Here is a 15,034-nt window from a genome sequence, read left to right as displayed (position 1 = left end):
CAATATCTGAAATTTATTCATTTGTACATTAATTTCTATTGAACCGCCGTGTACCGAACGGTACGCACGGTGGTGTGAGAGGACGCTGAATAAAATAATTATTCAGCTCCTACTCGATTATCCTGTGAGAAATTTCAAAAAATGTTCAATTTAATAGAAGGAGAAACCCTTTACCTAAAGCATGAAAACGTATTGAGCCTCAAAAAGAACTCTGATAACATTTACTTATCAAATTGATAGATTTGATAAAGCTATTATCTATAACTACTATTAAAAATTAAAAAAGAAGGGAAGAGGATAGTTATGATGCAGAAAATTCAAAAATTTGGAGGTGCAATGTTCACCCCGGTACTATTATTTGCTTTTGCAGGTACTGTAATTGGAGTGGGTACCTTATTTACAACTGAAACAATAATGGGATCATTAGCAGCTCCAGATAGTTTTTGGTATCAATGTTGGAATGTAGTATTACAAGGTGGGTGGACCGTATTTAATCAATTACCGCTATTATTCGTAGTTGGTTTACCTATCGGAATGGCTAAGAAGCAAAATGCAAGATGTGCTATGGAAGCTCTAGTTCTATATTTAGCTTTCCATTATTTCTTAAGCACAATACTTGCTCAATGGGGAACTTTCTTTGGTGTTGATTTTGCTCAAGAAGTAGGTGGGACAAGCGGTCTTACTATGATAGCAAATATCAAAACCTTAGACATGGGAATGATTGGAGCCCTACTTATTTCAGGAATTGTTATTTATCTTCACAATCGTTACTTTGACACAGAATTACCTGAATGGTTAGGAACTTTTAGTGGTTCAACTTTTATCTTTATGATTGGTTTCTTTGTAATGATACCTGTTGCTGTTTTAGCTGCATTTATATGGCCTAAAGTTCAGTTAGGAATGGCAGCTTTCCAAGGCTTTATTAAGAATGCAGGAGCTTTTGGAGTTTGGGTATTTGTATTCTTAGAACGTATATTAATACCATTTGGATTACATCATATTTTATATTCTCCATTCTGGTATGATAACGTAGTAGTTCAAGGAGGCTTATATTCTTACTGGGCAAATAATTTACCAGAGATTGCAGCATCAACTGCTTCTTTAAGATCTTTAGTACCAGAAGCAGGGTTTTCATCAACAGGCTTTTCAAAAATCTTTGGTGTTCCGGGTATAGCCCTTGCATTCTATGTAACTGCAAAACCAGAAAAGAGAAAGAAGATATTAGGTCTTTTAATACCAATTACTTTAACTTCAATCTTCTGTGGTGTTACTGAACCTATTGAATTTACATTCTTATTTGTTGCTCCATGGTTATTTGGTGTACATGCTTTATTGGCAGCAACTCTTTCAACTGTTATGTATCTTGCAGGTATTGTAGGAATTCATGCTGGTGGTGTTATAGAAATGGCATCATTAAACTGGATACCATTAATGGGAAATCACTGGAAAGAATACTTATTAATGCTTGTAATTGGATTAGTATTCACAGGAATTTGGTTTGTAGTATTTAAATTTTTAATAGAAAAATTTGATGTTAAGACTCCAGGAAGGGAAGATGATGAAGATATTAAATTCCGTTCTAAGGCAGAATATAGAGAAAAGAAAAATGCTAAAAATGGAGAAAGCAAGGCAGAATTTATAAAGCTAATTTTAGAAGGATTAGGTGGAAAGGACAATATTGTTGATGTTACAAACTGTGCAACCCGACTTAGAGTAAATGTTAAGGATGAAACTTTATGTAAGGATGACACTTACTTTAAATCAATTGGGGCTCATGGCTGCTCTGTTAACGGTAAGTCCTTCCAAGTTATTATTGGACTAAAAGTACCTCAAGTAAGAGAGGATTTTGAAAACTTATTAAATAGTGAAAATGAAGCTTTAGTTTAGGAGAGGAATAAATGAGCAAGGTAAAAACAATGCAGAAAATAAATAAAAAAGAGATAGAAACATTAAATAAATACTTTGATATTTTAAAGTTAATTCTTTTAGTGTCTCCCTTTATAAGTATTATGTATTTATCCTTAAAAGCTACAACTATTGGATTAACTATATCGGAAGCAATTACAAATAATCCAGAGTTTAGTATAGTGTTTCTAGTTTCTATGATAAACCCTTTTATAGCTTATTTATTAAAAGTTATGCACAATAAAATCAATAATAATGATGTTGAATATGCAGTAGTGAATTTAGTCCTAATTTTATTAGCAGAGCTTTTATTACAAAATATATTATTCATTGCATTATTTGTCTTTATACTATATAAAACATTAAAGGTCTACAAGATAAACATTATAAACAGCTTTAAAAAGAAGCTTACAAAAGGGTTTTTAATAACTATTTCAGGCAGTGTTTTTATTATTGCTTTAGCTAGTATATGCTCCTTTGCTATGATGAGAATTAATATTTAAAATAACAAGGCTACGATAAATAGGATATGCTTATTTCATATATCCTATTTATCGTAGTATTTTTATATTTAATATTATAAATCACTCGTTTTTAATTTTATAGCCCACCTAAAACTTTATGGAAATACTTATTAAAAAAATAATAAAACATTGTTCTGATGAGAATGTCTGTTCTTGCATGTGGCAAAAATTATAAACATATAAGTATTTTAAACAATTATCAAAAAATTCAAATCCATGCCAGAAAATATTATAATTCAAAGTATATTCTATTAAGAAAAAACTCCATATCTTCCTTATGTTGCTTATATTCGCTATATTTATTTCCAAGAAAAAAGTAATGCCTAAAAGGAAAATTATTAATATAGATTTTGAAATAGAATATTTAAATTTAATAAAAACCTTCTCCCTTCACAAATAGTTAGTTTACAATTCATTGTAATTTTTGGTAATTACTTAATATTATAATAACACTATTTACAATTTTGCTCCAATATGACTTAGAGTCTTAGGTTTGTCTGATCGTAGCGAGTTCTGCTAAAACTCTTTACATAGTAGTTATTCCGAGCCTAGTACTTCTTTATGCAGCTTTTTAGTATGCAGAAATTGAGAATTATTAATCTATAACTGAAAACATTCTTTCATTTCACACTCCACACTCCACACTCCAAACTCTACACTCCACACTCCAAACTCCACACTCCAAACTCTACACTCCAAACTCCACACTAAATGATCTGTGTGAAAAGTCACAGAAAATGTTAAAAGAAACAGATGTATAGACCTATTCTCTAAAGGTTTCCAATCTATTGTAATCGGTTTTCAGCGAGTGTAATATGTAAGCATAGACAGAAAAAATTTAAATTTACATAAATAGGAGGAATTAAAAATGGAAAACAAAAAGTATTCAATAACAGTTGCTGGCGGAGGAAGTACATTTACACCTGGAATAGTATTAATGTTACTAGATAATCTAGATAGATTTCCAATCCGTTCAATAAAATTCTATGATAATGATGCAGAAAGGCAAGAAATAGTAGCAAAGGCTTGTGAAATTTATATAAAGGAAAATGCTCCAGATATAGACTTCTCATATACAACAGATCCAGAGAAAGCCTTTACTGATATAGATTTCGTATTAGCTCATATTCGTGTTGGTAAATATGAAATGCGTGAAAAGGATGAAAAGATTCCTCTAAAATATGGAGTAGTTGGACAAGAAACTTGTGGTCCTGGAGGAATAGCTTACGGAATGCGTTCTATAGGAGGGGTATTAGAAATTCTTGACTACATGGAAAAATACTCACCAAATGCATGGATGTTAAACTATTCAAATCCAGCAGCAATTGTAGCAGAAGCAACAAGAAGATTAAGACCAAACTCAAAGATATTAAATATTTGTGATATGCCAATAGACCTAGAAGAAAAAATGGCTCGTATATGTGGACTAAAATCAAGAAAGGAAATGCAGGTATCTTACTATGGCTTAAACCACTTTGGATGGTGGACAAAAATCTATGATAAAGATGGAAATGACTTAATGCCAAAAATAAAAGAACATGTAGCAAGAAATGGATTTGCGGATGCCCTATCAGATACAAATCAACACGTAGATGAAAGCTGGATGGAAACATTTAGAAAGGTTAAAGATGTATATGCTGTTGATCCATCAACAATACCAAATACTTATTTAAAATATTACTTATTCCCAGATTATGTAGTAGAACATTCTAATCCAGAATACACAAGAGCAAATGAAGTTATGGATGGAAGAGAAAAATATGTATTTGGAATATGTAAAGAAATAATTGAAAAAGGTACAAGCAAAATAGAAGGTGGTTTTGAAGCTGATGCCCATGCAACTTATATAGTAGATCTAGCTTGTGCAATAGCTAAGAATACATTAGAAAGATTTTTATTAATAGTACCTAATGAAGGGGCAATTGAAAACTTTGATAGAACAGCAATGGTTGAAATTCCATGTATAGTGGGAAAGAATGGATATGAAAAGATCTGTCAAGGAGCTATTCCTCAATTCCAAAAGGGATTAATGGAACAACAAGTAAGCGTAGAAAAGCTAGTTGTTGAAGCATGGATAGAAGGAAGCTATCAAAAATTGTGGCAAGCGATTACTTTATCTAAGACTGTACCAAGTGCAAAGGTTGCAAAATTAATCTTAGATGATTTAATAGAAGCAAACAAAGGATACTGGCCAGAATTAAAATAATCAAAAATAAGACAAGTTTTGGAGAGTTGACCTAGAAATAGGATTAACTCTCTTTTTCATTTATTAGACAAAAATTATAAATTAATGTAAAATTTAAATAATGTATAAATATTAAAATTCTTTAGGAAAGATGGGGCAAATTATGAAATTAGATGAATTGGTGAATAAAAATTATAATCAGCTTAGTGAAAATGACTTTTATATCTGGAATTATATATCAAAGCATAGAAAAGAATGTGAAAATTTATCAATTGACCAATTAGCATCTAAATGTAATGTTTCCAGATCAACAATACTTAGATTTGCTAAAAAGATATCTTTAAAAGGCTATAGTGAATTAAAATTATATTTAAAATTAGATAACGAAGTTACAAAGGAAAATACTTATAATGTTGATTTAGTTTGCAGCAATTATGAAAAGGTTATACAAAATATAAGGGAAAAAGACTGTACAGAAATATTTAAGGCTATTGATGATGCAAGAAATATATATGTATATGGCGTTGGAATGATACAATCTTCAATTAAAAAGGAATTAAGGCGCGTATTTATGATGGCAGGAAAAACCCTTTATGATGTAAGCGGCTATAAGGAGGCTGAGTATGCCTTAAATAGTGCAGCTTCAGAAGATATTTTTATAATAATTTCAGTTTCAGGAGAGAATGAATTTATTTTAGAGCTGGCAAAGAAGCTAAATGTAAAGAATATACCTATTATATCTATTACTCAGTTGAAGGAAAATTCCTTATCACAATTAAGTAACTTTAATTTATATATATCATCTGTTACATTTCCTGAAGTTTTGGATGTTATGGAATATAAATCTCTTACCTCTTATTTTATATTAATTGAGATTTTATTTTTAAAGTATGTTGAATATATAGGAGGCTGGAGAAATGAAAATTGAAGATTTAATATATAAAAACTATAAAAAACTTAATGAAAATGATTTATATATTTGGAATTATATTCTAAGTCATAAAGAAGCTTGTAGTTCTATGTCAATGCAGGAGTTAGCCAGCAATTGTAATGTTTCTCATACAACTATATTAAGATTTGCCCAAAAGTTAGGTTTAGAAGGCTATAGTGAGCTTAAGATATATTTAAAGTGGGGGAATAAGGATAATTACTCCTTCAATGAAGAGGAAATTGATAATACCTATAAGGATTATATTAAAACAATGGACCTTTTAAAGAAGGAAGATTTTACAGAACTTTTTTCAATGATGGAAAAGGCTAATAAAATCTATGCCTATGGTACAGGAGCTGTACAAACTAATGCAGCAGTTGAATTAAAAAGAAATTTCCTTACAGTAGGGAAGTTGATAAATGTATTAGAAGGAAAAGACGAGCTTTATATAATAGGAAAATATTTTAAGGAAAATGATTTGGTTTTCTTATTCTCTCTTTCAGGTGATAATAACTTGATTAATAACTTTGCTATAAAGTTAAAGGAGAGGGGAGTAAAAATTGTATCAATTACCAAGGTTGGTAATAATAAATTATCCCAATTAAGCGATATAAGCATTCAATATCATTCCCATTGTGTAGGAAAAATTGATGAAGATTTAGAGGTTTTTACAGTATCCCAATTTTTTGTGATAAATGAATTTTTATTATTGAAATATATGCAGTATAAGAATAATAAGAAATAAAAAGAGTGTATCAGTTTTTTTCTGCTACACTTTTTTATTAATTAAATATAATTTGTTATGCTTCCTTCTCCAGCTTTTAAATTAGTAATATCATAAATTAGCCATTAATTATTTTCGTAAATAAAAATAAAGTTACAATTAATAGGTATTTCTAAATTAGCGAAATTAAAAATAATATCAGCATTAGCCCTTGTTGTTCTTTTATCAATTTTTGATAATTCTTTTATTTCACATAGGAAGAGCTGCTAAATAATAAAAAAATTTTTTCGCAAAATTCTGCATATACTAGGTTAATATTGCAAAAAATGATATAATGAATATATACAAATAAAATATTTTTTTAATTAGAAAGGAGAAGTTATGGGAAAGTATAAAAGAATTTTTACAATAGTTATAGATTCTCTTGGTGTTGGAGCAATGGATGATTCTGAAAAGTACGGAGATATTGGAGTAGATACTCTTGGGCATATAGCTGAATCAGTAGAAAAGCTTAACATACCAAACCTTCAAAAGTTAGGTATAGCAAATTTACATCCTATTAAAAATGTTCCACCAGTAGAAAAACCTTTAGCACACTTTATGAAAATGAAAGAAGCAAGTTTAGGAAAAGATACAATGACTGGTCATTGGGAAATGATGGGACTCAAAATTGAAACCCCTTTCAAAACTTTTACTGATACAGGTTTTCCTAAAGAATTATTAGATGAATTAGAAAAAAGAACTGGTCATAAAATTGTTGGTAACAAAAGTGCAAGCGGTACCGAAATTTTAGATGAGCTTGGTGAACATCAAATTAAGACTGGAGATATGATAGTATATACTTCAGCAGATTCAGTATTACAAATTTGTGGTCATGAAGAAACTTTTGGTTTAGATGAACTTTATAGATGTTGTGAAATTGCTAGAGAATTAACTCTTAAAGATGAATGGAAAGTAGGTCGTGTTATTGCAAGACCATATGTTGGAATGAAAAAGGGTGAATTTAAACGTACAAGCAATAGACATGATTATGCTTTAAAACCATTTGGGAAAACTGCACTAAATACTTTAAAGGAAAATGGATATGATGTAATATCTGTTGGAAAAATCAATGATATATATGATGGAGAAGGTATAACAGAAGCTCATAAGTCTAAGAGTTCAGTTCATGGCATGGAACAAACTTTAGAAATCGCAGATAAGGACTTTAATGGTTTATGCTTTGTTAATCTAGTTGACTTTGATGCCCTATGGGGACATAGAAGAAATCCAGTTGGATATGCTGAAGAATTAGAAAAATTTGATGTAAATTTAGGTAAACTATTAGAAAAATTAAAGGAAGATGATTTATTAATAATCACAGCAGATCATGGTAATGACCCAACATATTCTGGTACAGATCATACTCGTGAACATGTTCCATTTATAGCTTATTCTCCATCAATGAAGGAAAGCGGTTTAATGGAAACTGCAGATACCTTTGCAGTTGTAGGAGCTACAATTGTAGATAACTTTGGCTTAAAGATGCCAGAAAATACAATAGGATATTCAGTATTAGATAAACTTGTATAATATTTATTAAAAATAAGTTCTGCACCAAAGAAGGGGTGTAGAACTTATTTTTATAAAGTTTATGTCCTTTGTAAAAACTAAAAATTAAAATTAAGGGGGAGATATGCATGATAATTTACTCTAAAAATATATATTTAGAAGATAAAAAAATAAGTGGATTTATTAAAGTTAAAGATTCAATAATTACTGATATAGCTGAACTGGATTATGAATTAACAAAAGATTACTTAAGTAATTATATTGTAAGGGTATTAGGCTGGGAAGATGATGAGGAAATTATTGATTATTCAGATTTTATTATTATTCCAGGTTTTATAGATAATCACATTCATGGATGGGGAACAGGATCATTTTGGTTTGAAAAGACAGCAGAATCAATTTTAGAAATGCAAAAACATCTTCCTAAGACAGGGGTAACATCATTTCTTCCAACAACAGTAACAGATGACCTAGAAGAACTTCTAAAAGCAATAGATGAAGCTAATAAAATATATGAATCAAAGCAGAAGGGAGCCGAAATGCTAGGACTTCATTTAGAAGGGCCATTTATAAGTAAAGAATATAGGGGAATGCAAAAAGAAGAAAGCTGCATAGCTCCTAATTTGGATATTATGAAGGCTTTTTATAATAGGCAGAAGTCAAAAGATTTAATAAAGTTGATGACCATGGCACCAGAGTTGGATGGAGCTAAGGAAGTAGCAGAATTTTGTAGAGAAAAAGGAATACAGCTTTCAATTGGGCATTCTGGAGCAAGCTTTGATAAAATTAAAGAGATGAAGAAATATGGTTTTAGCGGATTTACTCATACTTTTAGTGGAATGAAAGCTTTTCATCATAGGGAATTAGGAGTAGCTGGAGCTGCCCTATATTTTGATGATATGTATTGTGAGTTTGCTAAGCAAACTGGCTTAACAGTAAAACATGAAGCTTTTGATATTGCTTTAAGAATAAAAACTAGTGATAAAATAATTCTATCTACAGACTGCAGCGGATTAGCAAAAACTAATAAGCCTTTTCATCATTATATCAGAAAGATAACCCTTATACCTCATAAAGATGGATTAATGATTAAACATGCTGATGGCAAGGAAGAAATAATAGATAATAGTTTGTATGAAAATGTTAAGGATATTGAAATGGGATATATTGATTCGGTAAAAAATATTATAAAACATTCAAAAGTAGATATCTTTGATATTATAAAAATGGCAAGTATAAATCCAGCTAAATACATAAATGTTTTTGATAGAAAGGGAAGCATAGCTGTAAATAAAGATGCTGATTTGTTAATAATTGATAATGACTTTAATTTAATATATACAATTATTAGGGGGGAAATTTATTTTTAAAATAAAGGAATTTTAAAAGATTTATAGAATAATTAATAGAAGGTATAAAAAGGGGGAGATGCAATGAATTTTGAACAAGAAATAATAAGATTATTAGAAAGACACAAAGAAGGAATTACTTTAGATGACCTTGAGAATGTTTACTTTAAAAATGATGTAGAATTTAGAGAGGGAAAAACAATTAAGGTTGGAGAAAATATTCATCTTTATCTTGAAAAATTAGAAGAAGAAGGCAGAATAACTATTAAAGAAGATAAAGTGATTTTTTATGGAATATATTAGAGTGGATTCCTGTAAATATATTAATATAAATATGTATATTTATATTATATGGTTAATAAAGGGGAGGAGATTAGAAAATATATTCAAGAAGGAATAGACTTTGGATGTAAAACTGTATGTATTAACCCATCTTCTTTAGATATAGCTCGTGAAATGACAAGGGGTACAGAAACAAAAATATGTGTAGTATGTGATTTTCCTTTTGGAACTTCAACTACAAAATCTAAGGTTATGCAGGCAGAGGAAATATGTAAGAGCGGAGATGTATATGAACTAGATGTGGTTGCAAATTATGGCTGGATAAGAAGTGGAAAATGGGACAAAGTTGAGGAAGACATAAGGGCAGTTTGTGATGTATGCCATAAATATGGAGTAGCAGTAAAAGTGATTCTTGAAACAGATGTTTTAAGCTTAGAAGAGGTTGCAAAGGCAACAGATGTGGCATGTAATGCTGGGTCAGATTTTGTAAAGACTTCTACAGGTTTTTATACAGGAGGAGAGAGTAAGGGAGCTACAGTAGAAGTAATAAAGGTTATGATGGAAGCTGCAAAGGGACGCTGTAAAATTAAGGGCTCAGGTTGTATTAGAACAAGGGAACATTTTTTAGAGCTTATTGATTTAGGAATCGACCGTATGGGAATGGGATATCGCTCTACTCCAGTAGTTTTAAATATAGAAAAAAATAAATAAAATAAAAATAAGCTGATTATATTCTTTAAAAGGAATAGATCAGCTTATTTTACAGCATTTGGTTTCATATAACTATTCCTTGGGGTATAATAAATATAGATGTACGATTGAAATTTTAATTTAAGGACTAGTAGGAGGAAAAATGATGAAAAAAGGAATAATATTTGATTTAGATGGAACTCTGTGGGATTCATGCCCACAAATAACTGAAGGTTGGAATAAAGCTATAGAAGAATGTGAAGATATAGATTTCAAATTAACCATAGAGGATGTAAGATCTGTTATGGGAAAAACTCCAAAGGAAATTGCGGTAACTCTATTTAATAAGGTTACAGAAGAAAGGGCTATGGAAATTATGAAAAAATGCTTTGAGGAAGAAGAAAAAATTATAAGGGAAAAGGGTGGAGTATTATTTCCAAAACTTATAGAAAACTTAGAAGAATTGAAAAAAGACTATGAACTTTTTATAGTAAGTAACTGCCAGGATGGTTATATCCAAGACTTTTTAGACTTTTATAAATTACGCTCCTATTTTAAAGATTATGAAAATGCAGGAAGAACAAAATTAAATAAAGATAAAAATATAGAACTTGTTGTAAAGAGAAATAATTTAGATAAAGCTCTTTATTTAGGAGATACAGAAGGAGATTATAAGGCAGCTAAACTTGCAGGAGTTCCTTTTGTACATGCAAAATATGGCTTTGGTACTGTAAGGGATGCAGAATATTCTATTAATTCCTTTGAAGAACTTAAAGATATTGCTAGAAAAATCTTGAATTAAATTTATACTTATTTGATTTTTAAAAGAATTTTTTTATAAATTAAGAAGATACTAATTAAAAGATAATATTTTTAATTAGTAGAGGTGAAATTTATGAAAAAATTATTGTATATCACAGTTAACTCAAAGCCAGAAGAAATGTCATCTTGTAAAACAGTTGGAAGGGCAGTAGTCAATAGATTTTTAAGCATATATCCTGACTTTACTCTGGAGGAATTAGACCTTTATAAATGCCATATTCCAAGATTAGAATATCAATATTTTGAGGGAAGAAATGCTTTAATAAAGGAAGAAGCTTTTAAGGATCTGCCTCCTCATCAACAAGAAGAAATACATAAAATAGTTAAACTAACAGACCAATTTAAAGAAGCAGATATGTATGTTATAGCTGCTCCAATGTGGAGTTTATCTTTCCCATCTCCTCTTAAGGAATATTTAGACTGTGTGATTATGAATGGAAAAACAATAAGTATTACTGATGATAAGGTTAAGGGCTTATTAGATGATAAGCCAAGAGGAATGATCTATGTTCAATCTTCTGGAGGAAAAATTCCATGGATGTTAAGGCCAGTTTTAAATAGGGGCTTAAATTATGTAGAAGATTTAGTAAAAATGATGGGAATAAAGAGGTTCCAAGAACTCTTAGTAGATGGAACAGGAAATAGCGAAGAAGAAAGAAGGAAGGCTATAGAAAAGGCTGTTGAGAAAATAGATAATGTTATTGGAGAAGTGTGGAGGGAGTAGTGCAAAAAGAGGCTGATACAGCCTCTTTTTTAGTTTAAATTTATATTTGCAAGCTTTAAAGAATAATTGTAACGAAAGTTACAGATTTTTTGGTAAATAATGTGTAAAATGTTTATATATTTTATTGTGGGGGAGAAGTAAAATGGAGAACAAATATTTTAATATAAAAGATAGTTTATATGATATTACAGAAAAATATCCAGCTGCCATTAATTTATTAGTTGCTGCAGGTTTTGATAATATAAAGGATGAAAATGCCAGAAAGACTTTTGGAAAGGCAGTTACTTTAGAAAATGCCTTAAAGTTAAAAAAAATTAATCTAGAAAGCTTTGTTAATAATTTAGTAGAAAAAATTGAAGAAGATGAAATTAAGGAAAAGAAGGACAATAATAAAAATATAAAGATTGCTGGAGTATTGCCTTGTCCGGTTAAAGTGCCTTTAAATGAAGCTTTTGAAAAATTTATTAAGGAAAGTAATTTACCTTATAATTTAGAATATGAATTAAAGGCTGCTTCAATGGGAGTAGATTGGATAATTGAAGAGCTTAAAAATGATGCTGTAGAAAAGCTGCCAGATATGTTTATATCAGCAGGCTTTGATATATTCTTTGATAAAAATTTATTTGGTAAATATAAGGCAGAAAATCTTTTTGAAGATATAACAGGTATAGAAAATTATAATAGGGACTTTAATAATGATTATATAAATTTAAAGGATCCTAATGGACAATATTCAATTTTATCAGTTGTCCCAGCAATATTTTTAGTTAACAAAGATGAGCTAAAAGGAAGAAAGGCACCTGAAAGTTGGGAAGATATTTTACAGGATGAATTTGAAAATAGCATAAGTTTACCAATGAAGGACCTAGATTTATTTAATTCTATCTTACTAAATATCTTTAGAAGATTTGGAGAAGATGGTATTAAAAGATTAGCCAGAAATCTAAAGAGAAGCATGCATCCAGCAGAAATGGTAAAATCACATATTAAGCTTGGAGATAAGCCCGTAATAACTATTATGCCTTATTTCTTTACTTGGATGGTTAAAGAAGGCGGCCCAATGACAGCAGTATGGCCAAGAGAAGGTGCTATTATAAGCCCGGTATTTATGCTTACTAAGAAAGAAAAGAAGGAAGAATTAAAGCCTATAGTTGATTTCTTTGCAGGAAAAGAAGTGGGAGAAATTTTAGCCCATCAAGGAAAATTCCCAAGCGTTAATCCAGAAGTTGATAATATGCTTCCAAAGGAAAACAGGTATATGTGGCTTGGCTGGGATTTTATCAAGGAAAATGATATTTCAAGCTTAATTAAGAAATGCGAAGATATATTCTACAATAGTGTTAAGGGGGAATAATAGATGAATTTAGTTAATGTATCAGGTCCTCCATCTTCAGGAAAAACTTCTGTAATATTAAAGACTATCGAATCAATAAAGAGTAGGGGGCTATCTGTAGGAGTAGTTAAATTTGACTGCCTTTATACAGATGATGACCTATTATATGAAAAATCTGGTATTCCAGTGAAAAAGGGCCTATCAGGATCTTTATGTCCAGATCACTATTTTGCAAGCAATATTGAAGAAGTGGTAAACTGGGGAATAAGTGAAAAGCTAGATTTATTAATTACTGAAAGTGCTGGTCTTTGTAATAGATGCTCTCCATATATAAAGGGAATAAAGGCAGTATGTGTAATAGACAATTTAAGTGGAATAAACACTCCTAAAAAGATTGGTCCAATGCTTAAAACTGCTGATATTATAGTAATTACAAAGGGAGATATTGTTTCTCAGGCTGAAAGGGAAGTTTTTGCCTCAAGGGTAAATTCTGTAAATCCTCAAGCAATAATTATCTTTGTAAATGGTCTTACAGGTCAAGGGGCCTATGAACTTAGCACTTTGATATATGATGAGAATTTAAATATTGATACAGTTAGGGGTAAACAATTAAAGTTCCCAATGCCTTCAGCCTTATGCTCTTACTGCCTAGGAGAAACAAGAATAGGCTCAGAATATCAAATGGGAAATGTAAGAAAGATACAAATAGGTGATAATAATGATTAAGATAAAGGAATTAGAAAAGCAAAAAATAAGAGAATTGGAAAACAAATATCCTTTCATTTTATCCTTTTTTGAAAATAATAAGTTAGATGTGGAGGATTTTAAAGATTACAGCCTAGAAGAATATTTAAATCATTTTACAGCAGAAGATCTTGAGGAATGGGCAATAGATATAGATAAAATTAAGGCTGACTTAGAATTATATCTTAATCAAATGATTGAATTTTTAGGACTAGATAAAGAAAGAGTAGATTCTATTACCATACTTGCAGGAAAAGACAAGAGTGGTAATCCAGAAAACTTTACAGAACTGGTTATTAAAAAAAGTGAAATTATTTCAATTGTAGGACCAACAGGTTCAGGAAAGAGCAGGCTTCTTGCAGATATAGAATGGGCTGCTAATAAAGATACTCCTACTGGAAGAACTATTCTACTAAATGGAGAAAAGGCGGACCCAAGCCTTAGATTTTCTACAAGCAATAAGCTGGTTGCTCAGTTATCTCAAAATATGAATTTTGTAATGGATCTTACAGTAAGGGAATTTTTAGAACTTCATGCTAAGAGCAGAATGATAGAAAATGAAGAGGAAGTTATAGAAAAAATAATATCTGCTGCTAATGAATTAGCTGGAGAAAAGTTTGATTTAGATACTCCAATAACAAGATTAAGCGGAGGTCAATCAAGGGCTTTAATGATAGCTGATACAGCCATATTAAGTACTTCTCCAATAGTTTTAATAGATGAAATTGAAAATGCAGGTATAGATAGAAAAAGGGCCCTAAATCTTCTAGTAAGTGAAGAAAAAATAGTTCTTATGGCAACTCATGATCCAAGTCTTGCCCTTATAGCAGATAAAAGAATAGTAATTAAAAATGGTGGAATTCATAAAATAATCGAAACAGATAAAGAAGAAAAAGCAGTATTAGCAGAGCTTGAAAAGATGGATGAGCTAATAAATAATATGAGGGCAAAGCTGAGAAGAGGAGAAAAAATTTCCTTAGACAGTTAGGAGTGTGGAGTTAGGAGTTAGTAGTTAGGAGTGTGGAGTTAGTAGTGTGGAGTTGTATAGGGATAGATTTAACTCTCTTGTGTAAAAGCAGGAGAGTTTTTTATTTTATCATTATGTAATATTATTAAAAATTTGGGGTTTTAATACAAATTAATATATAATACTATAAACGAGCAAAAACACATGAATAAATTACCATACAAAAATTAATAAAAAATAAAAACATTTATGCACCACTTTGTTATAATTAAGTTCTCACACAAAACATAACAAAGGAGAATG

14 protein-coding genes are annotated in these 15,034 nt (G+C 30.2%); all 14 read left to right on the top strand.

Going from position 1 to position 15,034, the window contains the following annotated elements:
- Positions 1-303: 303 nt before the first annotated feature.
- Entirely contained in the window at positions 304-1,887 is a 1,584-nt protein-coding gene (locus KQI16_RS11090; protein ID WP_216434459.1) for an alpha-glucoside-specific PTS transporter subunit IIBC, read from the top strand.
- An 11-nt stretch (positions 1,888-1,898) separates the two neighbouring features.
- The gene (locus tag KQI16_RS11085) at positions 1,899-2,408 is read left to right on the top strand and encodes a hypothetical protein (RefSeq protein WP_236906202.1); all 510 of its coding nucleotides are present in this window, start codon (positions 1,899-1,901) and stop codon (positions 2,406-2,408) included.
- Positions 2,409-3,297: 889 nt separating this feature from the next.
- Positions 3,298-4,635, top strand: a complete 1,338-nt coding sequence (locus tag KQI16_RS11080; RefSeq protein ID WP_216434457.1) for a 6-phospho-alpha-glucosidase — start codon at positions 3,298-3,300, stop codon at positions 4,633-4,635.
- A 142-nt stretch (positions 4,636-4,777) separates the two neighbouring features.
- Positions 4,778-5,542, top strand: coding sequence for a MurR/RpiR family transcriptional regulator (locus tag KQI16_RS11075; protein WP_119865990.1), 765 nt, complete (start codon positions 4,778-4,780; stop codon positions 5,540-5,542).
- Positions 5,532-6,290, top strand: coding sequence for a MurR/RpiR family transcriptional regulator (locus tag KQI16_RS11070; protein WP_119865989.1), 759 nt, complete (start codon positions 5,532-5,534; stop codon positions 6,288-6,290). Before KQI16_RS11075 ends, KQI16_RS11070 begins: the two co-directional genes overlap by 11 nt.
- 360 nt (positions 6,291-6,650) lie before the next feature.
- Positions 6,651-7,841: a phosphopentomutase gene (locus KQI16_RS11065; RefSeq protein WP_216434455.1), complete on the top strand. Its 1,191-nt coding sequence runs from the start codon at positions 6,651-6,653 to the stop codon at positions 7,839-7,841.
- A 107-nt stretch (positions 7,842-7,948) separates the two neighbouring features.
- Positions 7,949-9,190 (top strand): N-acetylglucosamine-6-phosphate deacetylase, encoded by a 1,242-nt coding sequence (nagA, locus tag KQI16_RS11060; RefSeq protein WP_216434453.1) that lies wholly within the window; start codon positions 7,949-7,951, stop codon positions 9,188-9,190.
- Between the two features lie 63 nt (positions 9,191-9,253).
- Positions 9,254-9,472, top strand: coding sequence for a hypothetical protein (locus KQI16_RS11055; protein ID WP_216434451.1), 219 nt, complete (start codon positions 9,254-9,256; stop codon positions 9,470-9,472).
- A 48-nt stretch (positions 9,473-9,520) separates the two neighbouring features.
- A complete protein-coding gene (deoC, locus tag KQI16_RS11050) occupies positions 9,521-10,162 on the top strand; it encodes a deoxyribose-phosphate aldolase (RefSeq protein WP_216434449.1) in 642 nt (213 codons plus the stop codon).
- 145 nt (positions 10,163-10,307) lie between these two features.
- Positions 10,308-10,943 (top strand): HAD family hydrolase, encoded by a 636-nt coding sequence (locus KQI16_RS11045; protein ID WP_216434447.1) that lies wholly within the window; start codon positions 10,308-10,310, stop codon positions 10,941-10,943.
- 93 nt (positions 10,944-11,036) lie between these two features.
- A complete protein-coding gene (locus KQI16_RS11040; protein ID WP_216434444.1) occupies positions 11,037-11,687 on the top strand; it encodes an FMN-dependent NADH-azoreductase in 651 nt (216 codons plus the stop codon).
- A 142-nt stretch (positions 11,688-11,829) separates the two neighbouring features.
- Positions 11,830-13,041, top strand: coding sequence for an ABC transporter substrate-binding protein (locus tag KQI16_RS11035; RefSeq protein ID WP_216434442.1), 1,212 nt, complete (start codon positions 11,830-11,832; stop codon positions 13,039-13,041).
- A gap of 3 nt (positions 13,042-13,044) precedes the next feature.
- The gene (locus KQI16_RS11030; RefSeq protein WP_216434439.1) at positions 13,045-13,746 is read left to right on the top strand and encodes a GTP-binding protein; all 702 of its coding nucleotides are present in this window, start codon (positions 13,045-13,047) and stop codon (positions 13,744-13,746) included.
- Positions 13,739-14,752, top strand: coding sequence for an ATP-binding cassette domain-containing protein (locus KQI16_RS11025; protein WP_119865979.1), 1,014 nt, complete (start codon positions 13,739-13,741; stop codon positions 14,750-14,752). The genes KQI16_RS11030 and KQI16_RS11025 overlap by 8 nt, the downstream gene beginning before the upstream one ends.
- Positions 14,753-15,034: the final 282 nt, after the last annotated feature.

It is taken from the genome of Caproiciproducens sp. MSJ-32 (assembly GCF_018918055.1).
GTDB lineage: Bacteria > Bacillota > Clostridia > Clostridiales > Clostridiaceae > Clostridium.
The sequence above is the reverse complement of the archived record's forward strand: the minus strand, read 5'-3'. Positions and strand labels throughout refer to the sequence as shown.

Bases quoted from the DNA above. Each gene is read 5' to 3' on its own strand.
- KQI16_RS11045 (WP_216434447.1), top strand. From the start codon at position 10,308: ATGAAAAAAGGAATAATATTTGATTTAGATGGAACTCTGTGGGATTCA.
- KQI16_RS11055 (WP_216434451.1), top strand. From the start codon at position 9,254: ATGAATTTTGAACAAGAAATAATAAGATTATTAGAAAGACACAAAGAA.
- KQI16_RS11040 (WP_216434444.1), top strand. From the start codon at position 11,037: ATGAAAAAATTATTGTATATCACAGTTAACTCAAAGCCAGAAGAAATG.
- KQI16_RS11080 (WP_216434457.1), top strand. From the start codon at position 3,298: ATGGAAAACAAAAAGTATTCAATAACAGTTGCTGGCGGAGGAAGTACA.
- KQI16_RS11030 (WP_216434439.1), top strand. From the start codon at position 13,045: ATGAATTTAGTTAATGTATCAGGTCCTCCATCTTCAGGAAAAACTTCT.
- KQI16_RS11065 (WP_216434455.1), top strand. From the start codon at position 6,651: ATGGGAAAGTATAAAAGAATTTTTACAATAGTTATAGATTCTCTTGGT.
- KQI16_RS11075 (WP_119865990.1), top strand. From the start codon at position 4,778: ATGAAATTAGATGAATTGGTGAATAAAAATTATAATCAGCTTAGTGAA.
- KQI16_RS11035 (WP_216434442.1), top strand. From the start codon at position 11,830: ATGGAGAACAAATATTTTAATATAAAAGATAGTTTATATGATATTACA.
- nagA (WP_216434453.1), top strand. From the start codon at position 7,949: ATGATAATTTACTCTAAAAATATATATTTAGAAGATAAAAAAATAAGT.
- KQI16_RS11070 (WP_119865989.1), top strand. From the start codon at position 5,532: ATGAAAATTGAAGATTTAATATATAAAAACTATAAAAAACTTAATGAA.
- KQI16_RS11025 (WP_119865979.1), top strand. From the start codon at position 13,739: ATGATTAAGATAAAGGAATTAGAAAAGCAAAAAATAAGAGAATTGGAA.
- KQI16_RS11090 (WP_216434459.1), top strand. From the start codon at position 304: ATGATGCAGAAAATTCAAAAATTTGGAGGTGCAATGTTCACCCCGGTA.
- deoC (WP_216434449.1), top strand. From the start codon at position 9,521: ATGGTTAATAAAGGGGAGGAGATTAGAAAATATATTCAAGAAGGAATA.
- KQI16_RS11085 (WP_236906202.1), top strand. From the start codon at position 1,899: ATGAGCAAGGTAAAAACAATGCAGAAAATAAATAAAAAAGAGATAGAA.